Raw genomic sequence first — 24393 nt, forward strand, 5'->3', positions numbered from 1 at the left:
TGCACCGGAGGCACGATGTTCAGTCTCAGACGGCTCCGTCTGCTGCGGGAGGTCGCAGCCCGCGGCAGTCTGGCCGCGGCCGCGGCCGCTCTGGGCCAGGACCCGTCCTCGGTCTCCCATCAGCTCAAGATCCTCGAGTCCGAGGTCGGCGCACAGCTGCTCGAACGCGTGGGTCGCGGGGTGCGCCTGACGGAGGAAGCGCAGATCCTCGTCGCCCGTACCGAGGCGGTCCTGCGTGAGCTTGAAGCCGCGGAGGCCGAGATCGCCGAGGTCCGTCATCGTGTGGGCGGCACCGTGCGCATCGCCGCCTTCCAGACCGCGCTGCATACGATCGTGCCCGGCGCGCTCGCCCGGCTGGCCCGGGACCATCCCGACCTCACGGTCATCACAACGCACATCCGCACCGAGGATGCCGTCCCCGCACTTCTCGCCCGGGACTTCGATCTTGTCCTCCAGGAGGACTACCCGTCGCGTCCAGCACGCCGTGACGAAGGAGTCGAGACCGAGGTGCTCGGCGACGACGAGCTCTGCCTCATCACTCCCGCAGCCGCTGGGTCCGGCGCTTCGGGCCCGCCCTCAGTCCCGAACCTCGCGGCGTGCGCCCACCATGCCTGGGCCATGGAGCCGGCAGATACCCGCGCCGGACACTGGTCGCGCGCCGAATGCCGAAGGGCAGGCTTCGAACCCGAGGTGCGCACCGAGTCCTCAGATATCCTCCTGCTCGTCCGGTTCGTCGCTCTCGGCCTCGCCTCGGCGCTGGTTCCGCGCATGTCTCTGCAGGCGGCCGCAGCGAACGCAGGCATCGATTCTGCGACGATCTCAACTCACCGGCTGCCGGAACCTGCGAGCAGGCGGATCTCGACGGCGATCCGTCGCGGCAGTGCCCGGACTCCGCGGATCATCGCCCTGCGCGCGGCTCTCGCCGCTGAGTTCGCAACGCCCTGAGCGTGCCGATCCAGCTGAGTTGCGTGCCGATCCAGCTGAGTTTTGAAAGTTTTGTTCACGAACTGCTTTTCCTCGGATTCCGTCGTCTCGGGCGGGTCCTCCGGGGCGTCGCTCGTGATTCAGATCTCTCCCACGGCTGCCATTGACGCATCGTCTGACCTGGGCCGATGATGAACGCGATGATCCGACAAGACTGCTTGGGACCTGGCCGCACGACCGTTCACACCCGCGCCCTTTCGAGCCTCGTCGACAAAAGATGTTGACGCTCAAACTTCACCCGCGATACTGTCGGGTAACACCCCGTAGTAACTTACGTCACACGCTGATGCCCACCGAGCCTTCGGTGGTCAAGGAGGATCAATGAAGTTCCGCAATCCCAGCCTCATCCGCAGGCTCGTCTCATCCCATGCCGGTCGCATCGCCATGGTCGCAATTCCCACGGGTGTCGTCTCAGCCATGCTCATGGGCGGGGTAGCCCAGGGCGCGGTGCCGGTCTCGTTCGCCATCTCCGGGACTCAGTTCAAGATCGCCTCGTCGCAGCTCGAGGGAACCGGATTCTCCCAGTACAGCGGAGTCGCCAAGGACGCCGAGGGCGGCAAGCACGCCGTCGTCACCGCGAACATCAAGGATGCGACCCTGGAGAACCTCTGCCAGTCGGCCGTCCAGGAGACCCCTCTGGGCAAGGTGGGCATCCTCATCAAGGCCGGCGGAAAGGGCACCCCCGCCTCGGCGAAGGATCTGCAGATCGGCATGACCGGCCTCAAGGGCGATGCGGAATTCAAAAACATCCGCATCGGCGTCGATGCCTCCGACGTCAATACGAAGGCCAAGGGAAGCAAGGGCGACTTCGCCCAGGATTCCGACACCATCTCGATCAAGGACCTCAAGCAGGATTCCTGGTCGACCACGGCCTCGGTCTTCACCCTCAAGGACATGTCGCTGAAGCTCACCGACGGATCTGAGCAGTGCGACTGATGAGGGACTCAGCAGCCAACGGGCAGCCGACCGATGAACGGGGGGCCGCCGAACAGGAGGACACCGTGCAGAAGACGAGCCTGCTTGCGCTGTCCCGGCGGAGTCGACGCGCCAACGAACAGAGCGACCACACCGAATCCGGCGTCGAGACGGCAGAATTCGCAGTCCCGGCGCCGGAGACGGGTGATGCTGACAACAGCGAGAGAGCCGAGATGACCGAAGGCGCCGAGAAGAAGCGCCAGGGGTTCAAGCACTGGCGTCGGCAGCGGCCCTTCATCGGAGGCGTGCTTGCCGTCCTCGGCGGAATCGAGCTCTTCTTCTCCGGTCAGCTGGACCTCGGCAATATGCAGATCCAGTTCGGCATCGAGGGCCTGCAGGCGACGGTGGTTCCGATCGCCATCGTCGTCCTCGCTCTGCTGTCGATCTTCCGTCCCACGCATCATGTGTTCTACGGGATCATCGCTCTCGTCCTCGCAGTCTATTCACTCATCGGAGTGAACCTCGGCGGGTTCATCATCGGCATGCTGCTGTCCACCATCGGCGCGATCCTCATCGTCGCATGGATGGGACCGCGTGGGCCGAAGGAGTCCGAAGCCGCTGAGGGGGAGACTGCATGAGGGCACCCAGCCGCCGCACGGCCTCAATCCTCGCGGCAGCTGTCCTGATCCTCCCGACGACTCTCGGGGCGGGTTCGGTTGCAGCCGCCCACTCGTCACCGCTGTGCTCGCTCGTGGGCACCTGCGATGACGAGGATTCCGCAAAGGCCAAGGACTCCGCACCTGCGGGGAGCCTGTCGCCCGGAATGCCGGTGAAGCCCAGTGATCCACCGACGTCAGACCCCTCGCTGCCCGCACCGGGCCCCACGGATGAACCGAGCGAGGAACCGACGGAGGAACCGTCCGACGAACCTACGGATCCGGGTGGTCTGGGACTCGATGAGCCCAGCGACGACCCGACCGAGGACGAGGATGAAGACTCGGAGAAAGAGGGCAACGGTGAGTTCCCGTCCGATGCACAGATGGATGAGAACGCACCGGTCTTCACGAAGACTCCGGCCGCAATGGGTTCGGAAGGACTCTCGTTCAAGGGTCTGAAGGGCATTTCTTTCGTTTCGGTGCCCACCGCTGACGGCGGGTCCATCGTGACTCTGAAGCTGCAGGCCGAAGAGATCTCGATCGAAGGCTTCTCGCTGACGGTGAAGCCGCCGGACGAGGAGTATGGACTGGTGACGACGGCCGACACGATGACGCTGAAGGGCGATGTCACCGTGTACATCGGCTCGATCACCGCCACGACGAAGGACGGAAAGTCGCTCACCCTGGGACCGGAGACGCCGCCGCCCATGGACGACGTCGAACCCGGATTGCTGCGAGTGACGATGGGGCTCGTCGGCTCGACCGCCGATGGGATCTACTACACCAACACCGATCAGAAGCTCAAGAAGGCCGAAGACTGACCCACCATCGCCGAGGTGGTTCCTCCTTCACCGTGAGGAGGAACCACCCGACGGGCCAGGCTCAGACCAGAAAGGCCAGGCACGAAGGCCGCGGACTCAGTCCGCGGCCTTCGTGCTTTGCTGTCTGCATTCCGGCTTGCATTCCCGGCCCGCCCGACGCCGGCCCTCCAGGAATTCCACGAAGGCACGAGCCAATCGCCTCCCATTGTCGACGAGAGCGGAATCGTCCACCTCGACCTCGGCGATGATCGAGTCCTCGGTCTTGCCGGCCGGCAAGGCGAGGTCATTGCCGTCCAGCCAGCGCGCGATCTGCGCGGCATCGGTCTCCGGGTGGAACTGGGTGCCCCACGCGAATTCGCCGAGGCGGAAAGCCTGGACCGGGGCGTCGGAACCGGTGATCAGGAGTTCGGCTCCGGGCGGCAGCGCCATCTCCTCCTGATGGAAGAGCACGGAGGGCAGCGACTCCCCTTCAGTCTCCCCAGCGCCGGTTGGCCCACCACCGGCCAGCGCCCCGAAGACCGGGTCGGATGCCCCCGCCGAGGTGATACCCAGTTCGTAGATCCCGATCTGCGGGTGCGAACGCCGCCAGATCGGAGCATCGCCTGCGACGGCAAGCATCTCCCCGCCGAGGCAGATGTTGAGGCTGGGGAACTCCCCCGCGATCGACCGGCGGAGCAGATGCCTGACCTCGGGGAACCAGGGATTCTCATTGTCCTCGGTGGGCCCCGCGGATCCGCCGAGGACGATGAGGGCGTCGAACGAACCGAGCTCCGGTATCACCTCGCCGACGTAAGGACGGGCCACGACCACCTCGGCGCCGGCTTCGATCAGCCATTCACCGAACCTCTGCGGTCCGGTGCCACGTTCGTGTTCGATGGCAAGGATTCTCACGGAAGTCATGGCCCCATCTTCTCACCCTCCGTGCGCCCCTATTCGGCGGTGACGTAAGCCGAGGAGATGCCGCCGTCGACGGTGAAGGTCGAGGCGTTGACGAAGGAGGAGTCGTCGCTGGCGAGGAAGGCCACGGCGGCAGCGATCTCCTCAGGTTCGGCGAAGCGCCCACCGGGGCAGTGGACGAGTCGCCGCTGCGCCTGCACGGGGTCCGAGGCGAAGAGCTCACGCAGCAACGGGGTGTTCACCGGTCCCGGGCACAGTGCGTTGACGCGGATGCCATCCTTCGCGAACTGGACGCCGAGCTCACGGCTCATCGACAGGACTCCGCCTTTCGACGCCGAGTAGGAGATCTGCGAAGTCGCCGCTCCCATGAGCGCGACGAACGACGCCGTATTGATGACCGACCCCGATCCCTGCTTGACCATGTGCTCGAGGGCGTACTTGCTGCAGAGATAGACGGAGGTGAGGTTGACCGTCTGCACCCTCGCCCAAGCCTCGATGTCGGTGGTGAGGATCGAATTGTCGTCGGTCGGGTTGATGCCTGCGTTGTTGAAGGCGACGTCGACGCGTCCGAAGTGCTCGACAGAGCGGGCGAACAGGTTCTTCACCTCCTCCTCATCGGCTACGTTGACTCGCACGAAGAGTCCGCCGAGCTCGTCGGCGACCTCGGGTCCACGCACTTCGTCGAGGTCGCCGATGACGACCTTCGCGCCTTCTTCGGTCAGACGGCGGGCACTGGCGAGTCCGATGCCCGAGGCACCGCCGGTGATGACGCAGATCTTGTCCTTGAGTCGGTTTGCCGCAGTGGTCATGATTCTCCTGATGATCGTGGTGATGTGGTGGCAGGTGGATGGGTCAGCGCACTGGCCGGGTCGCGAAGAAGACGTTCTTGACCTCGGTGAATGCCGACACGGCGTCGGGGCCGAGTTCGCGGCCGAGTCCGGACTGCTTGAATCCGCCGAACGGGGTCGAGTAGCGGACCGAGGAGTGCGAGTTCACCGACAGGTTGCCGGCCTCGACTCCGCGGGAGACCCGCATCGCCCGGTCGAGATCGTTCGTCCAGATTGAGCCGGAGAGTCCGTATTCGGTGTCGTTGGCGATGCGCAGGGCATCCGCTTCGGTATCGAAGGGGACGACGGAGAGAACGGGGCCGAAGATCTCCTCGCGGAAGTCGGCCGTCGCTGTGTCGGGCGGGGTGAGCACTGTCGGCGGAAACCAGAAGCCCGGGCCTTCGGGGGCAGAGCCGGTGAAGGCCACCTCGGCGGCAGCCACATAGCCGGCGACCTTCTCCCGGTGAGCTGCAGTGACCAGCGGACCCATGTCCGTGTCCTCGCGGCTCGGATCCGCACAGGCGAAGGACCCGACGGAGGATTCGAGTGCGGCCATGAAGTCGTCGTAGATCCCGCGCTGGACGAGCAGCCGGGACCGGGAGCAGCAGTCCTGGCCGGAGTTGTCGAAGACGCCTCCGGGGGCGGCGGCCGCGGCGGCCACGACATCGGCGTCGTCGAAGACGATGTTCGCGTTCTTCCCGCCGAGTTCGAGAGTGAGGTTCTTCACCTGCGCTGCACAGCCGGCCATGATCCGCTTGCCCACCTCGGTGGATCCGGTGAAGACGACCTTGCGTACGGCCGGGTGGGTGACGAAGCGCTCCCCGACGACGGATCCCTTGCCGGGGATGATCTGCAGAACACCCTCGGGCAAGCCCGCTTCGAGGGCGAGCTCGCCGATGCGGATCGCGGTCAGCGGCGTGATCTCGGCGGGTTTGAGGACCACGGTGTTCCCGGCTGCCAGGGCAGGGGCGAAGCCCCATCCGGCGATCGGCATCGGGAAGTTCCAGGGGACGATGACACCGACAACGCCGAGCGGTTCGGCGAAGGTGATGTTCACTCCCCCGTCGACGGGGATCTGCCGACCGAAGAGCCTCTCCGGCACCGCCGCGTAGTATTCGAGGACGTCGCGGACGTTGCCGGCTTCCCATCGGGCGTTCCCGATCGTATGTCCGGCGTTGGCGACCTCGAGCCGGGCGAGCTCTTCGTTGGCCGCGTCGACCTTGTCGGCGAAGCGCCGCAGGAGCCGGGCGCGATCGGCGGGGGCGACGGCGCGCCAGGATTCGAAGGCCCGCGCCGCCTTCTCGATCGCCCGGTCCGTCTGTTCGAGATCGGCGAGTTCGACGTCGGCGATCGGTTCTTCCGTCGCCGGGTTGATGACCGTGTAGGTGCTCACTTCGGTGCTCTCCTTGTTCCTCTGTCTGTCGCGTGTCGTCGTGCCGCTTGAACGAGGGCACGGACGACTCGGTCGTCATCGGGGTCGTGTTCGGGATGCCATTGGACGGCGAAGAGCCATCCCCCGTCAGCCGGGTCTCCTGTCTGATCCACGGCCGGGTCCGGTTCGATGGTCTCGACGAGTCCCTCTGGACTGCGGCCGGTCGCACGCAGACCGGCGCCGAGGCGGTCGATCCCCTGATGGTGATAGCAGGGTGCAGTGGTCGCCTCGCCGAGGATCTCCCTGGCCCGTGACCCTGCTTCCGTGGTCACCGTGACCTCGCCGTAGACGCCGGGGGCCGGCTGATAGTCGGAATGTCCGAGCGACTCCGGCAGATGCTGGATCAAGGTGCCTCCGGCGGCGACGTTGATGACCTGCATCCCGCGGCAGATGCCGAGCACAGGCAGGCGGCGTCGCCGCGCGGCCGCCAGGAGCATCATCTCGCTCGAGTCGCGGAACGGGTGGGACACGGTCGTTTCGTGCGGATCCTGACCGTATTCGGACGATCCGACGTCGGCTCCTCCGGCCAACAGCAGGCCGTCGACACGGTCGAGGACCGCAGGAGCCTGTCCGTGGGGCGGCAGCAGCACGGGGATCGCCCCGGAAGCGGCGACCATGCGCACATAGTCGCCCGGGATGAGAGCCGCCTCGGTGTCCCAGACTCCCCACTGGGCCTGCTGCATGTAGCAGCTGATGCCGATGACGGGGTCAGAGTCGTTCGAACCCACGGAGCCTCTCCCAGTCGGTGACAGTCGCGTTGTAGGCCTCCAGTTCGATGTCGGCCGCGTGGACGTAGTGGCGGACGACGTAGTCGCCGAACGCGTCCTCGGCGATCTGCGATCCGTCCAACCGGTCGCGGGCACCCTGGAGGGTGGTGGGCAGTCGGGAGGCACCGGCGGTGTAGGCGTTGCCTTCCGTGATCGCGGGCAGTTCGAGGCCTTTCTCGATCCCGTGGAGTCCCGCCGCGATGAGAGCCGCAGTGGCGAGGTACGGGTTGAGATCGGCCCCGCCGACTCGGCATTCCACGCGCAGGGAGGGCCCCGAGCCGACGACGCGGAAGGCGCAGGTGCGGTTGTCGAAGCCCCAGGCGACCGCGGTCGGTGCGAACGAACCTTCGACGAAGCGTTTGTACGAGTTGATGTTCGGGGCGAAGAAGTACGTGAAGTCCTCGATGCAGGCGAGCTGACCGGCGATGAACTGTTCCATGAGGGTCGAGAACCCATGCTCGCGGTCTCCGGCCATGACCATATCGCCCTCAGCCGAGCGGAAGCTCAGGTGGATATGGCACGAGGAACCCTCCTTCTGGTCGTATTTGGCCATGAAAGTGATCGATTTCCCGTGCTGGGCGGCGATCTCCTTCGCCCCGTTCTTGTATACCGCGTGGTCGTCGCACGCCTTGAGGGCGGGCTGGTAGCGGAACGTGATCTCGTGTTGGCCGAAGTTGCATTCGCCCTTGGCCCCTTCGACGAAGAGCCCGGCCCCAGCCATCGAATTGCGGATGTCGCGCAGCAGAGGTTCGACTCGGGCGGTGCCGAGGAGGGAGTAGTCGACGTTGTACTGGTTCGAGGGCGTAACTTCGGTGTACTTCGAGGCGAAGGCTTCTTCGTAGCTCGAGTCGAAGGTGATGAACTCGAGTTCGGTGCCGACATGCGCGCTCAGCCCATGGTCGGCAAGGCGGGCGAGCTGGCGCTTGAGGATCTGACGTGGGGAGGGCGCCACCTCGGCGCCGGTGGTCGTCAGGAGGTCGCAGTTGACCATCGCGCTGCCCGGCTGCCAGGGCAGGAGGCGCAGGGTCGCAAGGTCGGGCTTCATCACCATGTCGCCGTATCCAGTCTCCCAGGAGGAGACCTCGTAGCCGTCGACGGTATCCATGTCGACGTCGACGGCGAGCAGGTAGTTGCAGCATTCGGAGCCGTGGTCCATGACGTCTTCGAGGAAGAACTGGACGCCGAGTCTCTTGCCCTGCAGGCGACCCATGTGATCGGTGATGGCAACGACCACGGTGTCGATCGTGCCCTCGGCGGCGAGTCGGCGGAGTTCGTCGACGGTGAGCGGTTCGGCCTGGATCGACCCTCTGGAGGTCCTCTGCTCCGAGGTGGGCGAGGTGGGTACCGGAATCTCGGTCATGCGGCGTTCCTTTGTTGTGCGGGGTGGTTGGAGGTGGGTCGTGCGGGCTACTTGAGGCCCTTCTCGGCGGCCTCGATCTGTGCGAACTCCTCTTCCGGTGCGCTCGCGACGAGGTGGTGGCGGGAGTAGAACCAGAAGTAGGCGAGCGCGATGAGGAAGACTCCGGCGGCGATGCCGGCGGCGAGGATGTCGACGAAGAAGGTGGCGATGACGGCCACCGATGCGAGTACGAGGGCGATGGAGGTGGTGACGATGCCGCCGGGAGTGCGGTAGCCGCGGGGCAGATCGGGTTCCTTGACGCGCAGGCGGATGTGGGAGAGGTTGAGCAGGACGTAGGAGACCGTGGCACCGAAGACCGCGACGTTGAGGAGGACTCCGCCGTTGCCGTCGACGGCGATCGCGAGGATGAAGCCGATGGTGCCGGGGACGATGAGGGCGAGGACCGGGGTCTTGCGTTTGCCCGTCAGGGACAGCCACTTGGGCAGGTAGCCGGCGCGCGAGAGGGCGAAGAGTTGACGAGAGTAGGCGAAGATGATCGAGAAGAAGCTCGCAATGAGTCCCGCCAGGCCGGCCCAGTTGACGAAGGTCGCAAGGACGGAGTTCTCGCCGTAGATCGTGCGCAGGGCTTCGGGCAGCGGATTGTCCGATTCCCCCATCGCCGAGGCGCCTGCGAGTCCGGGGACGAGGAGGAGCATGAGGGCGCCGAAGACGACGAGCACGGCCATTGCGGTGATGATGCCGCGCGGCATGTCCTTCTTCGGGTTCGCCGATTCCTCGGCGGCCAGCGGGACGCCTTCGACGGCGAGGAAGAACCAGATACCGAAGACGAGCGAGGCGAGCAGGCCGGAGATGCCCATCGGCATGAATGCCGATGACCCGAGGGCGCCGGTGGGTTCGATGTCGAAGAGATTGCTGGCATCGAAGTGGCCGACCGCGGCGACCACGAAGACGATGAGGGCGATGACCGCGACGGCGGTGATGACGAACATCAGCCGCAGGGCCTCACCGACTCCCCATAGGTGGATTCCGATGAAGACCGCGTAGGCGACGAGATAGATCGTCCAGGTAGGCACCGATTCGGGCAGAATGCCGAGCGCCTGGACGTAGCCGGCGATGAAGGTCGAGATCGCGGCCGGAGCCATCGTGTACTCGATGAGGATCGCCATGCCGGTGGCGAATCCGCCCAGCGGGCCGAGCGCTCGGCGGGCGAAGCCGTAGCCTGCACCGGCAGTCGGCAGAGTGGAGGAGAGTTCGGCGAGGCCGAAGACCATGCACACGTACATGAGTCCCATGAGGAGGAAGGCGATGAGCAGGCCGCCCCAGCCGCCTTCGGCCAACCCGAGGTTCCAGCCGGAGAAGTCTCCGGAGATGACGTAGGCGACGCCGAGGCCTGCGAGGAGGATCCAGCCGGCCGCGCCCTTCTTCAACTGTCGCTTCTCGAGGTAGTGCTCATCGACATTGCCGTATTCGATGTTCTTGCTCATGGCTGCCCCTCGGGGTTCTGGTGAGTCTCGATCTCGTCGTGGTCGAACAGTCGCCCAATGGATCGTTACCAGACCATTAGACTGAGACGAATGTAATCTGACTCACAGACGACTGTCAAGGATTTTCCGCGAGAGTGGAAGAATCAACGAAGACGAGTTGAGTTGCGAGACCAGGAGAGGAGGCAGACTTGGACAGAGCAGAAGAGCCGGGCGGCCCAGGTACCGCGGGCAGCCAACCCCGCCCGGGAGGCAAGCATGCGCGCGGCGGAAATGTGTTCGAACATACGATTGCGGAGCTGCTGCGGGCGATCCGTCTCGGCAAGTACCTCGTCGGCGACAAACTGCCGGCCGAGCGCGAACTCGCCGCCCAGGTCCGGGTCTCGCGGGCGACCCTGCGGCAGGCGCTCATCGAGCTTCAGACTGCGGGCATCGTCACTTCCCGTCGCGGTCGCTACGGCGGCACCTTTGTGACACGACTGCCGTCCGCCGACACCGATGAGCGCATCGACCCCGGCGAGCTCGATGATGCCGTCCGGTTTCGCTTGGTTCTCGAGACAGCCGCGGCCCGCATCGTCGCCGAGCGAGACCTCTCTCCGAACGAGGTCGCTGCCCTGACCGCAGCGGAGACGGATTGTCGTACGGTGTTCGCCTCCGCCGAACAGTTCCGCGTGCTCGATGCCAGATTCCACCTCATGATCGCCGAACTCACGCACATGCCGTCACTCATCTACGCCTCAGCGAGCACTCGCGATCGGGTCAACGCCCTGCTCGACCGGATCCCCTTCATCCATACGAACGTCGAGCACTCCTGCGATCAGCACCGAGAGATCGTCGACGCCATACTCGCCTCTGACCCTGATCGTGCCGCCGATCTCGCCGCACAGCATGCGGAAGGCACCGAGAAGCTGCTGCGCGGATTCCTCGAACAGAGGTGAGACCAGCGGCGAATGCTCTTGAACCTGACACCGTGTCAGGTGGTGGACTGTCGATGACGACGAGGAGAGCACATGAGGATCGGTGAATTCGCGCAGCTGGGGCAGGTATCGGTGCGCATGCTCCGCCACTATGAGTCGATGGGTCTGTTGGCTCCGGATTCGGTCGAACCGTTCTCCGGACACCGCAGCTACACGGTGGCGCAGCTGCCGCGCCTCAACAGAATCATGGCGCTCAACGCCCTGGGGATCTCGCTGCGGAAGATCGCCGAACTGATTGACGCCGACCTCAGCACGACCGAGCTGACCGGCATGCTCAATCTGCGTCGTCATCAACTGCGAGCCGAGCAGTCGGCTGCAGCCGCGAAGCTGGCCGAAGTCGAATTTCGGCTGGCACTCATCGAAGGGACTGCTATGAACCATCCGGACTGCATCATCAAAGAACTGCCTGCAGAGAGGGTACTCGGACAGACGGTCGTTCTCGGCGAGCCGCCGTTCGACACTTCTGAGATCGGACCGCTGTTCGGCAGTGTTGCCGACCGTCTCGCGGAAGCGGGGATCCGACACGCAGCCGGCATCGGCATCTACTCCGACGCCGGACACGGGACCGAGGTCACCTGCGGGTATCGCACGGAAGCAGCTCAGGATCTTGCGGATCTGCAGGTCACAGAGCTGGAGGCGTGCACTGCGGCAACTCTCATCCACGAGGGGTCGATGAGCCGCATCGGCGCCAGCTGGCAGCACCTTTCCAAGTGGTGCATCAGTCAGGGGTATTCCCTGACCGGCCCGTGCCGCGAGGTCTATCTCGACACCGATGACGACACCGCAGCCAACTCCGACCAAGCTGGGTGGATCGTCGAGCTCCAGCAGCCGATCATCGCGTGACGGCGACGCCCGAGGGGGCAGGGTTCCATTCCCTCATTCAAGGCGAACCGCGTCTGTCGGTTCGTGTACGGATCGACAGACGCGGTTCGCCTTGAACGACGCTGCGGCACCGCCTCGGCGACGGTGTCCTGGTCAGCGCGACGGCGACGGTGTCCTGGTTAGCGCGACGGCGAAGTCGCCTCCGCGCCTTCGGTCACAGCCTTATCGGCTACAGCCTTGCCGACCACGACCTTCTTGCGCAGGGCGAGGAAGAACAGGACGAGGCTGACGGACAGGGCGATGTGGCCGAGGCCGGCGATTCCGGCGATCATGGCGTTCGACTCTTCGCCGAGGACGGTGAGCGAGCCGCGCCAGACCATCACCCCCGCAGTGAGGATCACGCCGACGTTGTAGAGCCAGAAGAACCACGAGAACAGCTTCGTGCCGGAGAGTCCGAACACCTTGTCGAGGACGAGGACGATGAGCAGGACGATGAAGCCGAGTGTGAGCAGGTGGGTGTGGACGAGGCCGAGCTGCGTGAACTCGCCGGAGGGGAAGTCGTTGGCCTTAGTGAACTCGCGGTAGAACAGTCCCGAGAGGACGCCGATGATCATGTACGTGAACGCTGCATTGAATATCTTCTTCATGCTTCCACTTCATCAGCACGCGGGCGCGGTTTCCTGACCCACAGGATTGAACTGCATCCCCAACTTTCGATTGATGTTCCATCACACAGGGTCCTGAGGCCCCGAAAATCGGTTCCGGAGCTCGTGATCCCGCTAGCCTGGAGGCATGGCCATGGAGAACTTGCTCGCGAAGATCGACCGCCTCGCCGGCGGCAGGAAAGCCGGAATCGTCGTGCCCTCGGACGGCCTCGCACACCCGAAGACCAAACGCGCCTTCGCGTGGATCACCTGGCTGCTCGTGTTCGAACTCGTGCTCGGCTTCGGAGCCGTGGTCTACGCAGTGCTCATCGCCCGGGCCGGGGAACCGGTGCCGTTCGCCGTGTGGATGCGCACGATCGTCGTCCTCGGCATGACCGTGACCCTCTTCTACTTCTTCTGGCGCGCAACGAAGGGCTTCTACTGGGGATACCAGCGCCTGCGCCTGTTCACGCAGATCTTCCCCGTCATCACCCTCGTCATGGCCGCGATCCCCGGCCTCTACCCGGTCTGGATGATCACCGAGCAGATCGTGTTCAGCCTGGTCATGATCGGCGTCGGCGACTTCCTCACCGGCGACCACCTGCGCGAGGTGTTCCGCAAACCCGAGGACTGAGCGGGCGGCATCCTCCTCGTGCCCGGGCCCGTACCGGAGGCCCATCGGATGAGGCCCCGGACCACGACCACCGAGGCGGCACCCGCCCACCACGCCATCCGACCTCAGCCGGAACTCACCCTGCAACGAGGCGGCGCGCCTCCTCCTGATGCGCAGCAATGAGCGCTTCTTTGTCGAGCGCGTGCCCGTTCGCGCCGATGGCGTGGCCGTCGACGACCCGCCACTGACCGCCAACCATCACGCGATCGGCCTTCTCTGCACCGCAGAGGACGAGTGCGGGGATCGGGTCGTGCGATCCGGAGAAAGCGAGGCCGTCGAGGCGGAACATTGCGAGGTCGGCCTGCTTGCCCACCTCGATGGTGCCGAGATCGTCGCGTCCGAGTGCCGCCGCCGATCCCTTCGTCGCCCAGTCGAGGACGCGGCCGCAGGTGACCGCCTCGGCGCCGTAGCGCAGACGTTGGATGTAGAGCGCCTGCCGGACCTCGCGGATGAGGTTCGAGGCGTCATTCGACGCGGATCCGTCGACACCGAGTCCGACGTTGACTCCGGCGTCCTCGAGTTCGACAGCGCGGGCGATTCCCGAGGCCAGCCGCATGTTCGAAGTCGGGCAGTGGGCGACGGAGACCCCGGCGGCGCCGAGGCGGCCGATCTCCGAATCGTCGAAGTGCACACCGTGCGCCAACCAGGTCCGCTCCCCCAGCCAGCCGACGGATTCAAGGTAGTCGACGGTGCGCAGGCCGAAGGTCTCGCGACAGAAGTCCTCTTCGTCGATGGTCTCGGCCAGGTGGGTATGGAGGCGGACATCGAGTTCCGCAGCGAGTGCGGCGGAATCGCGCATGAGCTCGGTGGTCACGGAGAACGGGGAGCATGGGGCGAAGCCGATCTGGATCTGAGCGCCGGGCTCACGTTGGTGGTAGGTCTCGACGAGACGGCGGGAATCGTCGAGGATGACCTCCGAGTCCTGGACGGTCTGCTGAGGGGGCAGTCCGCCGTCGTCCTGGCCCAGTGACATCGACCCGCGAGTCAGCATGGCACGCATGCCGAGTCTCCGGACGACGTCGACCTGGATGTCGATGGCCTCGTCCATGCCGGTGGGGAACAGGTAGTGGTGGTCGGCTGCGGTCGTGCATCCGGATTCGAGGAGTTCGGCCATCGCCACGGTCGTGGCGAGTTCGAGCGCGCGCGGGGTCAGCCTGGCCCAGACCGGGTAGAGGTTCTGCAGCCATCCGAACAGCGGCAGGTCGGCGACGGGCGCCCATGCACGGGTCAACGTCTGGTAGAAGTGATGATGGGTATTGATCAGCCCGGGAGTGATGACATGCGCCGAGGCGTCGATGACTTCGAGGGCAGCCGTGTCACCGGCGGTTCCGCCGGCCCCGGATGAAGTGGGTTCGCCACCGGCGGGAACGAGTTCCACGATAGTTCCCGTGGCGGGGTCGATGACGATTCCCCGCGCCGCCCGGTTCGGATCGACACCGGCACCGAGGTGGACGGCCAGCGGATCGCGCAGCCACAGTCGCGCGGTCGATGTGTTCCCGGAAGCCGGGGAGTTCCCCGGCAGCGGGGAGTTCCTCGATGCGCGGTCTCCCGTATTGAATGAGCTTCCTGGTGCCGAGAAGCTTCCTGCTGACGGTGTGCCGGTTCCATTGATGTCGATCATCGTGTCGCCTTTCCCTCTTGAACCGTGCGCGTCGAGCGCGCACTATTGGTCAGTGGCGACAGAACTGGGGCTGACGCCACCAGCTCAGGTTTTCCGGCGTCTGCTGCTCCGCCGGTCGGTATCCCATCCGGGAGCCCCGACTGTACCCACCGATCGGCGAGACGGTACGATGATCCAAAACCATCGAACTGAGCGAACGTTCAGTAGATCGTCGGGGGATGAGTACACGACTGCCGTGCACTCTAGCATGTGCCGCGGGTCACTAAAATAGCTTGCGGCGAAAATGGTATTCCTTTAGAGTTTTGCGATAAGGAAATTTCCTTTCGCATAACGGAATTATGCAACCGATCCCTCGGTCGATCTGATGCCCGCTCGGACGCTACACCGGCCACTGAGGTCGGTCAGTCACAGTGAGGTCTTCGCCCGAGGACGCACTCAATGGAGAGATAGATGTCGGTATCCCATCAGTCACCCAGCAACGACCGCAAGTCCGCGGTCGCGAGCAAGTCGGCCCGTCCGGAGGACGAACGGCTTCCCGTCGGCAGTTCCTTCGCCTACGGTCTGCAGCACGTGCTCACCATGTACGGCGGAATCATCGCCGTTCCCCTCATCATCGGCAATGCCGCCGGTCTCGACGGCAACGGCATCAGCCTCCTCATCGCCTCCTGTCTGTTCATGGGCGGTCTGGCCACGATCCTGCAGTCGGTCGGTGTGCCGTTCTTCGGCTCGCAGCTGCCGCTGGTCCAGGGAGTCTCGTTCGCCGGCGTCGCGACGATGACGTCCATTCTGGCCGGCGGCGACGGCCTGCCTGCGGTCTTCGGGTCGGTGCTGGTCGCCTCGGTGATCGGCCTGATCGTCGCCCCCGCCTTCGCGCTCATCGTGAAGTTCTTCCCTCCGGTGGTCACCGGCACGGTCATCACCACGATCGGTCTGTCACTCATGCCCGTGGCCGCAGGTTGGGCCATGGGCGGGGATGCCGAGGCCGCCGATTACGGCAGCATGCGCAATATCCTCATCGCCGTGGTCACCTTGGCCATCGTGCTCATCCTCAGCCGGATTCCCGTCGCGGTGATCTCCCGCCTGTCGATTCTGCTGGCCATCGTCATCGGCACCATCGGCTGTCTCATCTTCGGCTGGGCCGATTTCTCCCATGTGCTCGATCGCGGGATCTTCGCGTTCCCCGAGCCGTTCGCCTTCGGTATGCCGACATTCTCGGCCGCGGCGATCATCTCGATGTTCATCGTCATCATCGTCACCTTCGCCGAGACTACGGCGGACATCATCGCCGTCGGAGAGATCGTCGATACGAAGGTCGATTCCAAGCGCATCGCATCGGGCCTGCGCGCTGACATGCTGTCGTCGGCGGTCTCGCCGATCTTCAACTCCTTCACCCAGTCGGCATTTGCGCAGAACGTCGGCCTGGTGGCGATCACCGGCGTGAAGTCGCGCTTCGTCGTCACGGCCGGTGGTGCGATCCTCGTCGTTCTCGGTCTGCTGCCCGTGATGGGCGGGGTCGTTGCGGCGGTCCCGACTCCGGTTCTCGGCGGCGCGGGCATCGTGCTCTTCGGCACGGTCGCCGCGTCGGGCATCCGCACGCTGTCGAAGGTCGAGTACGAGGGCAACCTCAATATGATCATCGTGGCGGTCTCGCTGGCCTTCGGCATCATCCCGGTCGTCGAGCCCGACTTCTACAATGCTTTCCCGGATTGGGTCGGCATCATCCTCCATTCGGGCATCTCCTCGGCCACTCTCATGGCCGTGCTGCTCAACCTCGTCTTCAACCACATCGGAGTGAAGACGAAAGACCGTTCTGATCGGTCGGTCTTCGTGGCCGGCACCGGACGAGTCATCCGCAAGGAAGAGCTGCAGCGACTCATCGACAACGAAGCCATCCTCTATGAAGGCGATACCGTCAAGGACGGCAAGATCGTCGATTGCAACGGAGAAGAGGTTCCGGTCGTCACCGAGGAGCAGCACGAGAAGGTCGTCGACGCCGCCCAGAAGGGTGAGGTTCGCACCCAGGAAGACGTCCGCCGCCTCATCGCCGAGGACGGTAACTGAGGCCGGATACGCCAACTGGACCCGGATACACCGAACGGGCCCCGGCCGCCGTCTGCGAAGGCGCGCGTCCGGGGCCTCGTGCGATTTCGGGCTCCAGTCAGATCGGGCTGGTCGTCAGAACGGGCGGGCCGTCAGATCGGACCCGCCGTCAGAACGGGGGAGGATCTCCGGAGTCCCAATAGTCGTTCCACGGGGGCTCCCGGCCGACGCTCGAGACGGGCTTGGCGCCAGCGGTCGGGGCACACTTGTCCCCTCGTTCCCTGGAGCCTGGTTCGGAGTCCCTTGGCTCGGAGGCTACTGGTTCGGAGCCCCCTGTTGCGGTGTGGCCCTCTGGTTCAGGAGGGCGAAATGCATCTGTATTGTCGAGTCGTCCGGCTGGGCCCAGATTTCCGACGTCGCGAAGCTGCTCCGCGTCGACGGGATTCTGCCGGTCGAGCAGATTCGGCAGTTGGTCATAGTTCTCCACCTGTCGAGCGTGCTCGGCGTTGATTGGGTTGTCCGGTGGATACATTGTTGCGACGACTCCGCGGGTGAAGGAGTACTCCACTGCCCCGTCCTCGGTCATTCGGACCGCGAGCCTGCGGTCGGTCTTGGCCTGGTGGTCGGGTTTGCACAGCGGGTGGAGGTTTTCGAACGTCGTCTGACCGCCTCGGGCCGGATCGGCATGGTCGAACGGAATGATGTGATCGACTTCCGAGGTCTCCGCTCGTCGGGTGCAGCCTGGAGCGGTGCAGGACTGCCATCTGCCGACCAAGGGCGCGCGCACGTCTGCCGGGATGTAGTAACTGCGCGAGCGGGCATCGATCGGTGTCCCGGTGGCGGGATCGGTGAGGATCCGGTGCCAAGTGGGGCTCTCGCCTGCGAGCGCACGTGCCGCGTCGGGCGGCACCGGGGTGCCGTCGGAGAACGTCCCCGGGAGCTCCGACTTTCCCACCGCGGTGAGGTAGGGAACCGTCACCATCATCTTCGCCTGCTCTCGCACCCACTGCCCGTGGGTGGGCATGACGAGCTTGATGGTGGTCGTCACCTCGACGCCGGTGTTGGCGGTCGCTTCCGCTTCGCTCTGCGCCTCCTGCACGGCACGATCGACCGCGGCTGCCGTGATCGGAGCCGTGGAGTCGGATTCGTCGGCGACCGAGGAGTCCGAGCCGTCGGCGGCTTCGAGAGCGATCTCGTTCGTGGTGGTCTCACCGGTTGTGGTGTCGTGCGTCGTCACGGCGATGCTCATCTGCGGGGTCGCTCGAGTGGCGATGTCGAACATGAGGGCGGCGATGCTGTCCTGGTCGGCGACCTCGAGGCCGGCGGTGCTCTCTTCGGAGAGCGCGGAGATGTTGCCGTTGCGGATCGCTCGGGCGAATGCTTCGATGCGCAGGTAGAAGGCGTTGAGTTCCACGGCGGGTCCGGACAAGGTCACCGAGGCGGTGCCGTCGGGGTAATTCATGATGTCGACCCGGCGACGCTTCTCGGCCAGTTCGGTCCGGTCGTCGACCGGGACGAGTGCCGCGATCTTGAGGTTGAGCGACTTCTTGAAGGTCTCCATAGTGATATCGGCACGGCGGTCGCCCAGGTAGGCATCGAGACGGGGCAGATATTCGAAGGCGACGTCTTTGATGGCACGGGTCGCTGCAAGTACGTGTTCGATCGTGAATTCACCGGCGAGGCAGCGCTGCAGGAACTTCGGCAGTCCGAACGCCAGTGTCACGGCGTTCGTGATCTCGTTGTAGGCACCGTTGCTCGTCGAGCCGAGGACCGTGGTCAGCTCGGCGATCTCTTCGCGCGTGGCAAGGTCGTGGACCCAGCTGTTGAAGGATTTGTGCAGTCCGAACTTGGGGAAATTCGGAAGCGGGGCTGCCGGCGGAGCCAGTGGCTGCTCGACGATGCTCTCCCCGGTTTCGCTGTCGTCGACGGCAGTGCCGGTGGAGGAATCAGCGTCATCAGACCCGTCGAGAGCGCGGTCTTCGAGAACGAAGCCGGTGGATGTCCACGGGTCCACGAAGTCGTCCTTTTCAGGCCGCAGTCCGTCACGTGCCGTGATGAAGCGGCCGGCCGTTTCGGTGAACGTTGCGTGATAGTAGATCTTGTCGCCCTCGGCGTAACGGAGCTTCTCAATGACATCGGTCAGAAACAGGCCCGCGATGGCCTGGAATTCGGCGAGGCGAACTCCCGTGCTCAAATGAGCCAGACTGACGACCACGGCCATCGGCGAATCGGGTTCGACGTCGAGACGACGGGGTGAGTCGGGGCCGATCAGAGGAACCTGAGGTGATGAAGAGAGGTCTGCCGATGTCGCGGGTGAACCGGAGACTGATTCATTCGAGGCACGCTCGAGACCGTTGTTGCCCGGATCCTGAGGATCCTTCATCGATCTCGCCGCCTTTCACGTCGATGTGAATGCCTTGACTCTATTTTACTCCCAAGGAGAAGAAATGAAGGTCACAATTCGATTACGAAAAGAATCTCTGCGAATTTGGGTGCTGTTTGATGTATTTTGATGATGCAGTTTTGCCCCAGGCGAGGCTCGGCGAGCCAGGAACTTACTCAGTCAGCAGGCCGGGCAGCTGGTCCATCGCGTTGAAGGTCTCGGCGGCACCCGCTGCCAACAGCGTTTCCGCGCTCTGATGAACCGGAGAATCCGGGCAGAACCCGAGCACACGGGATCCGGCCGCAGCGCCGGCGATCACACCGGTGGGGGAATCTTCGATCACGGCCGCCTCGGCGGGGTCGATCTGCAAGGATTCGGCTGCTGCCAAATAGACGTCCGGGGCAGGCTTCGAGTTCGGCTGCTCCATGCCGGAGAAGATCCGACCCTCGAAGGCATCGAACAGGCCGATCTTGCGCAGCTGCAGCTCGATCTTCGGACGATCCGCTCCCGAAGCGCAGGCGATCCTGCCCCGGTAGATCTCGGCGATGCGGTGAACGGCATCGACGACCCCCGGAATCGCTTGGAGGGAGGCCTCGAGCTGGGCATTGCGGCGCCGCCGGAACTCCTGCATCCAGTGCTCGTCGATACGGAATCCGGTGTGCGCCTCAATGACATCGGCCTCGTCGCGGAGCATTTTGCCGACGAATCGCGCAATGCACTCCTCGGCGCTCAGCTGCCAGCCGAGTTCCTGCAGCATCTGGTGGAGGACGCCGTTCGTGATGCTTTCGGAGTCGACGAGGACTCCGTCACAGTCGAAGAGGACAGCGGAGAATTTCGGAAGTGGGGCCATACTCCGATTCTGCCACCCGGCACTGACGCGCAATCACGGGCATCCGCGCCAGCTCGTCCCTGAATCTCGCGGACCCGATACAGCCGCCGTCGCACTGTGCCGACCGGCACCGCCCCTGCTGCTCCAGCTCAGGAAACTGAGAGAGCCCCAATCACACCGCGCCGACCGACACCGCCGTATACAGCACCCGTGCGGTGGCGAGCGCGCAGACGATGATGACCAGCGCAAACAGCGTCAGCCAGGCACCGGCGGGCAAGGCCGAGCCCTGCGCGAGGATATAGGCATCGGACTGCTGCACATGGCGCCGGCGCGTATGGACGCGGATGACCTTGACGAGGTCCTTGAGCGACCCGATCGTCAGCGCCGTGCCGAGCGCGGCGACGAAGACCGAGATCCATTCCAACGGCAGGAACACGACGACGAGCTGGGCCGCGATCGCCGTGATCACGGCGATGACCGCGCCCGCGAAGTTCCGGATGAAGATGAGCGCGACCAACAGGATCAGCGCGCCCACAGACAGTGCCAAGGGGGCCCAACCGAAGGCCGCCGAGGTGGCCAGGACGAGTCCGAGCACGCCCGGTGCCGGATATCCCCAGAAACCCGCCCATGTGGCGGAGAAGCCGACTCGGCCGAAGGAGTTCATCTGCCCCGAATGATCGAAGTTCAGCGAGATCCCCTTGACCACTCGTCCCGTCATGAGCGCGGCGAATGCGTGACCGAGTTCGTGGATGAAGGTCACGAACAGTCCGAAGAACCTCCAGATCCCCGGAGTCAGGGTCACGACCAGGGGCACTCCGATGACGAGCACGAGCCCGAGGACGTCGAGCTCGAGCCCGTCCTGCCGCCCGAAGCCCGAGGTGATGGCATCCCACCACGTCGCCGTTGCCTGCTTGAAGTCCATAGCGGCCCAGTGTACGAACCGCTCCTGAGCGGGACCCTCAGGACCTCCTCAGCGATTCGGGAGGTCGGGACTCCTATGACTCAGGCGGTCAGAGTGCCTATGGTTCGGCAGATCGCGGTGCCTAGACGGCCAGCGACTCTACATCGACCCAAGAACGTTCGTGTACCGACCGCAGCACGGCCTCAGTCACGAGCACGGCTCGCACCCCGTCTCGCAGAGTCGGCAGCCCCTCCGGTCGCTCGCCGGCGAAGTAGGCATAGGAGTCGGCGACGAAGCCGTTGAACGCATCCTGGTATCCCTGCGGATGGCCGGCCGGGACCATACACAGGCGCGCGGCATCGGCGGACAGGAAGTCGGGATCGCGGACGAGGAGGCGGCTGTCGGCGCGCTGACCGAACCACAGCTGCTCGGGCCGCTCCTGCTCGAAGCGCATGCTCGCCTCGGTGCCGGCGATCTCCACTGTCAGCCCGTTCTTGCGTCCGGGAGCCAGCTGAGACACCAGCAGCGAACCGATGGCGCCGCCGGAGAACTCGACGGTCACGGCTACAGTGTCCTCCGTGGTCACCGCGGCACCTCCTCGGCGTGGATGAACGGTTCTCGTGGTCGCCACCAGGGACGATATCCGGTCATCGACGATGAACTCGATGAGGTCGACGAGGTGGGAGCCGATATCGGCGAAGGCCCGCGACGGGCCGCCGCGTTCGGAGTCGACGCGCCAGTTCTCGTCGCCGGAGCCGAGCAGCCAGTCCTGGAGGTATCCGGCATCAACGGTCAGCAGCGTCCCGGCCTGACCCTCGCGGAATCGCGCACGGGCCTCACGCACCATCGGGTGGTAGCGGTAGACGAATGGAACGGTCCCAAGCAGACCAGCCTCGTCGGCGCGGGCCAACACGGCACGCGCGGCCGTCGAATCAGTGGCCAAGGGCTTCTCGCAGATGATGTTCGATCCCGCGTCCAGAGCTTGCAGGGACTGCGAGGCGTGGACGTCATTGGGAGTGCAGATGTGGATCGCGTCGAGGGTGCGGCCGAGCAGTGCGTCGGACGCAGTCGAATTCTCGAAGCCGAGCTCGGCCGCCGCTTGTGCCGATCTCTCCGGCCGCGACGATGCGGCCGAGTCGAGCACGGCTCCGGCCGACCGTGCGGCTCGACTGTGAATGCGGCCCATGAACCCGCCGCCGAGCATTCCGATGCGAGGACCTCGTCCTCGCGCATTGTCATCTGAGGGCATGCCTCATTATGCAATCACCGGTCGCACCGAGTCGACAGCATCCATCCGCACCGAGTCGACCGAACCGCCGCCCTCCGCGGCTGACACCCCCGCGCTACCGGGGGCCAATCCACCGACGCTCCGGCCTGGGCCTTTACACTGTGAGAAGCGCCCGCGCAATCCCCCGCTCGCAGCGTGGTCCGCAACTCGCGAAGGAGTGTCATTGTCACAGCACCGCCGATTCGCCCAGGTCGATGTCTTCTCTGCCGTGCCCTTCCACGGCAACCCCGTCGCGGTCATCGTCGACGCCGATGGCCTCGATGAGGAGCAGATGGCCCGCATCGCGAACTGGACGAACCTGTCCGAGACCACCTTCATCCTCCCGCCCGCCGACCCAACAGCCGACTATCGTCTGCGCATCTTCACCCCGCATCGAGAACTGCCCTTCGCCGGCCACCCCACGCTCGGTTCGGCCGCGGCCTGGCTCGACGCCGGCGGCGCCCCGAAGCACACTGACCGCATCGTCCAGGAGTGCGGTGCCGGCCTCGTCGACATCCGCAGATCCCCTCGCCGAGGCGACCCGACCGACAGAATCAACTCGACCGACCCGACCGACAGCACCGACCCAAGCGGCGATTTCTCCGAAACCCTCGCCTTCGCCGCCCCCGATCGACTGCGCTCGGGACCGCTCGACGATGCCTACGTCGACCAGATCGCGGTCGCCCTCGGCGTCGATCGTGCCGAGATCCTCGGACACCAGTGGGCCGACAACGGCCCCGGTTGGGCGGCCGTGCGACTGTCCAGCGCCGACCAGGTGCTCGCGCTCACCCCGGACTTCTCGGCCATCCCCGATGCGAAGCTCGGCGTCCTCGGCGCCCACCCGGACGGGGCAGAACACGAGTACGAGATCCGCGCCTTCGTGCCGGGAGTCGGCGTCGCCGAGGATCCGGTGACCGGCAGCCTCAACGCCTCCGTCGCCCAATGGCTCATCGGTGAGAACCTGGCCCCGAACAGCTATACCGCGACCCAGGGAACCGCGCTCGGCCGCTCCGGAGTCATCTCCATCACCGCCGAGAACGACGAGATCTGGGTCGGCGGAGACACTTCCATCTGCATCCGCGGGACGGTGCACACATGAATCGACATCTCACCGAAGTGAACAAACCGAAGAAACGACTGCGCATCTTCCACGGCCGCATGTACTTCGCCCTCCAGGCCCTCGCCGGAGCGGCATGGTGGCTGGGCACCGCGATGATTCCCGGGGTGGCGACCGCGACTCTCGGCAGCATCGACCCGCTGCTCATCGCGATCGTCGACATTCCGCTGTTCGTCATCGGTTCTGCCCTGGCCGCGCTCAACTTCCGCTGGGCGGTGTGGATCGCCACCGGGTGGACCGTGCTCGTGGCGCTGGGCATGGTCATCTACGCAACCGCCACCACCGAGGCGGGGCTCGGCGCCGTCCTCATGATCCTCGCCGCACTCGGCAGCCTCCTTGCAGGTGTGCTCATGATCGTCGGCCGCATCCCGTCCGAGAAGCTCCTGGTCGGGCCCTTCGCGTTCCACAGTTCGCATACCCGCATCCGGTCCCGCCTGCTGATGCGGACCACCATCCAGATCGTCGTGTTCTGGGGCGTCTTCCTCATCATCATCCCGGTCATCATCAATGCCTTCGAAGACCGCTGGAACCTCGCCTACAAGTTCCCGATCCTCCTGGTCGTCGTCGGTTTCGCCCTGCTCGCCATCTCCAGCGTCATCGGCGTCTGGTCGGCCCGCGCGATCGCGAACTTCGGCTCCGGCACCCCGCTGCCCTCGCAGATGGCCCACCACCTCGTCGCCCGCGGCCCCTACGCCTTCGTCCGCAATCCGATGGCCATCGCCGGCGTCGTTCAGGGCATGGCGATGGGTCTGCTCATCGGTTCGTGGCTCGTCGTCGTGTACGCGCTCATCGGCTCACTTCTGTGGAACTGGCTCATCCGCCCCCACGAGGAGACCGACCTGCTGGAGCGCTTCGGCGACGAATACCGCGACTACGCCAAACGCGTGCGCTGCTGGTGGCCGACCTTCTCGACCGCCGAAACCGCTCCCGACCTTGTCGACGAGGACTGATCGGCCTACGCTCGGTCAAGACCATCCAC

22 protein-coding genes are annotated in these 24393 nt (G+C 65.1%); 10 read left to right on the top strand and 12 right to left on the bottom strand.

The annotated features are described in order from the left end of the window. Positions 1–15 precede the first annotated feature (15 nt). From HIM68_RS13605 to HIM68_RS13620, 4 genes are all read left to right on the top strand, one after another. Positions 16–945, top strand: a complete 930-nt coding sequence (locus HIM68_RS13605) for a LysR family transcriptional regulator (RefSeq protein ID WP_172173024.1) — start codon at positions 16–18, stop codon at positions 943–945. A 360-nt stretch (positions 946–1305) separates the two neighbouring features. Then, positions 1306–1920, top strand: coding sequence for a DUF6230 family protein (locus HIM68_RS13610; RefSeq protein ID WP_139467688.1), 615 nt, complete (start codon positions 1306–1308; stop codon positions 1918–1920). Next, complete coding sequence (locus HIM68_RS18835) at positions 1920–2537, top strand: DUF6114 domain-containing protein (protein ID WP_216657145.1); 618 nt, start codon at positions 1920–1922, stop codon at positions 2535–2537. The genes HIM68_RS13610 and HIM68_RS18835 overlap by 1 nt, the downstream gene beginning before the upstream one ends. After that, positions 2534–3376: a hypothetical protein gene (locus tag HIM68_RS13620; protein ID WP_172173026.1), complete on the top strand. Its 843-nt coding sequence runs from the start codon at positions 2534–2536 to the stop codon at positions 3374–3376. Before HIM68_RS18835 ends, HIM68_RS13620 begins: the two co-directional genes overlap by 4 nt. A gap of 96 nt (positions 3377–3472) precedes the next feature. Here the strand turns inward: HIM68_RS13620 and HIM68_RS13625 are convergent, their stop codons facing one another. Genes HIM68_RS13625 through eat form a run of 6 tightly spaced genes read right to left on the bottom strand, consistent with a single transcriptional unit; the run spans position 3473 to position 10143 of the window. After that, a complete protein-coding gene (locus tag HIM68_RS13625) occupies positions 3473–4276 on the bottom strand; it encodes a type 1 glutamine amidotransferase (protein ID WP_172173028.1) in 804 nt (267 codons plus the stop codon). A gap of 29 nt (positions 4277–4305) precedes the next feature. Then, complete coding sequence (locus HIM68_RS13630; protein ID WP_139467685.1) at positions 4306–5082, bottom strand: 3-oxoacyl-ACP reductase; 777 nt, start codon at positions 5080–5082, stop codon at positions 4306–4308. A 43-nt stretch (positions 5083–5125) separates the two neighbouring features. Next, on the bottom strand, positions 5126–6493 hold the full coding sequence (locus HIM68_RS13635; RefSeq protein WP_172173030.1) for an aldehyde dehydrogenase family protein: 1368 nt from the start codon (positions 6491–6493) through the stop codon (positions 5126–5128). After that, complete coding sequence (locus HIM68_RS19045) at positions 6490–7260, bottom strand: gamma-glutamyl-gamma-aminobutyrate hydrolase family protein (protein ID WP_172173032.1); 771 nt, start codon at positions 7258–7260, stop codon at positions 6490–6492. The genes HIM68_RS13635 and HIM68_RS19045 overlap by 4 nt, the downstream gene beginning before the upstream one ends. After that, positions 7241–8659: a glutamine synthetase family protein gene (locus HIM68_RS19050; RefSeq protein WP_172173034.1), complete on the bottom strand. Its 1419-nt coding sequence runs from the start codon at positions 8657–8659 to the stop codon at positions 7241–7243. Before HIM68_RS19050 ends, HIM68_RS19045 begins: the two co-directional genes overlap by 20 nt. A 47-nt stretch (positions 8660–8706) precedes the next feature. Further along, entirely contained in the window at positions 8707–10143 is a 1437-nt protein-coding gene (gene eat / locus HIM68_RS13650; protein ID WP_139467681.1) for an ethanolamine permease, read from the bottom strand. 188 nt (positions 10144–10331) lie between these two features. Here eat and HIM68_RS13655 point away from each other — a divergent pair, with 188 nt between their 5' ends. Together HIM68_RS13655 and HIM68_RS13660 are read left to right on the top strand one after the other, a co-directional pair. After that, entirely contained in the window at positions 10332–11078 is a 747-nt protein-coding gene (locus tag HIM68_RS13655; RefSeq protein WP_172173036.1) for a FadR/GntR family transcriptional regulator, read from the top strand. Between the two features lie 72 nt (positions 11079–11150). Continuing rightward, positions 11151–11960, top strand: coding sequence for a MerR family transcriptional regulator (locus HIM68_RS13660; RefSeq protein ID WP_172173038.1), 810 nt, complete (start codon positions 11151–11153; stop codon positions 11958–11960). A gap of 158 nt (positions 11961–12118) precedes the next feature. Here the strand turns inward: HIM68_RS13660 and HIM68_RS13665 are convergent, their stop codons facing one another. After that, the gene (locus tag HIM68_RS13665) at positions 12119–12586 is read right to left on the bottom strand and encodes a DUF2871 domain-containing protein (protein WP_172173040.1); all 468 of its coding nucleotides are present in this window, start codon (positions 12584–12586) and stop codon (positions 12119–12121) included. A gap of 145 nt (positions 12587–12731) precedes the next feature. Between HIM68_RS13665 and HIM68_RS13670 the strand changes: the two genes are divergently transcribed. Beyond that, the gene (locus tag HIM68_RS13670; RefSeq protein ID WP_139467678.1) at positions 12732–13217 is read left to right on the top strand and encodes a hypothetical protein; all 486 of its coding nucleotides are present in this window, start codon (positions 12732–12734) and stop codon (positions 13215–13217) included. A 115-nt stretch (positions 13218–13332) separates the two neighbouring features. Here the strand turns inward: HIM68_RS13670 and HIM68_RS13675 are convergent, their stop codons facing one another. Next, positions 13333–14877, bottom strand: a complete 1545-nt coding sequence (locus tag HIM68_RS13675; RefSeq protein ID WP_172173042.1) for an 8-oxoguanine deaminase — start codon at positions 14875–14877, stop codon at positions 13333–13335. Between the two features lie 450 nt (positions 14878–15327). Here HIM68_RS13675 and HIM68_RS13680 point away from each other — a divergent pair, with 450 nt between their 5' ends. Further along, entirely contained in the window at positions 15328–16938 is a 1611-nt protein-coding gene (locus HIM68_RS13680) for a nucleobase:cation symporter-2 family protein (RefSeq protein WP_139909599.1), read from the top strand. A gap of 148 nt (positions 16939–17086) precedes the next feature. On the opposite strand, the gene HIM68_RS13685 is transcribed toward HIM68_RS13680, so the two are convergent. The 4 genes from HIM68_RS13685 to HIM68_RS13700 all read right to left on the bottom strand — a co-directional run bounded on the left by HIM68_RS13685 (position 17087) and on the right by HIM68_RS13700 (position 22279). Beyond that, positions 17087–19300: an HNH endonuclease signature motif containing protein gene (locus tag HIM68_RS13685; RefSeq protein ID WP_172173044.1), complete on the bottom strand. Its 2214-nt coding sequence runs from the start codon at positions 19298–19300 to the stop codon at positions 17087–17089. A gap of 172 nt (positions 19301–19472) precedes the next feature. Further along, a complete protein-coding gene (locus tag HIM68_RS13690; protein WP_172173046.1) occupies positions 19473–20150 on the bottom strand; it encodes an HAD family phosphatase in 678 nt (225 codons plus the stop codon). Between the two features lie 151 nt (positions 20151–20301). Further along, positions 20302–21051, bottom strand: a complete 750-nt coding sequence (locus HIM68_RS13695; protein WP_172173048.1) for a M50 family metallopeptidase — start codon at positions 21049–21051, stop codon at positions 20302–20304. A gap of 121 nt (positions 21052–21172) precedes the next feature. Further along, entirely contained in the window at positions 21173–22279 is a 1107-nt protein-coding gene (locus tag HIM68_RS13700) for a Gfo/Idh/MocA family protein (protein ID WP_253903968.1), read from the bottom strand. A gap of 202 nt (positions 22280–22481) precedes the next feature. Between HIM68_RS13700 and HIM68_RS13705 the strand changes: the two genes are divergently transcribed. Both HIM68_RS13705 and HIM68_RS13710 read left to right on the top strand, forming a co-directional pair. Continuing rightward, positions 22482–23396, top strand: coding sequence for a PhzF family phenazine biosynthesis protein (locus tag HIM68_RS13705; protein ID WP_172173050.1), 915 nt, complete (start codon positions 22482–22484; stop codon positions 23394–23396). Next, positions 23393–24364: an isoprenylcysteine carboxylmethyltransferase family protein gene (locus tag HIM68_RS13710; protein ID WP_172173052.1), complete on the top strand. Its 972-nt coding sequence runs from the start codon at positions 23393–23395 to the stop codon at positions 24362–24364. The genes HIM68_RS13705 and HIM68_RS13710 overlap by 4 nt, the downstream gene beginning before the upstream one ends. Positions 24365–24393: the final 29 nt, after the last annotated feature.

Source organism: Brevibacterium sp. CT2-23B (assembly GCF_013168765.1).
Classification (GTDB): domain Bacteria; phylum Actinomycetota; class Actinomycetes; order Actinomycetales; family Brevibacteriaceae; genus Brevibacterium; species Brevibacterium sediminis.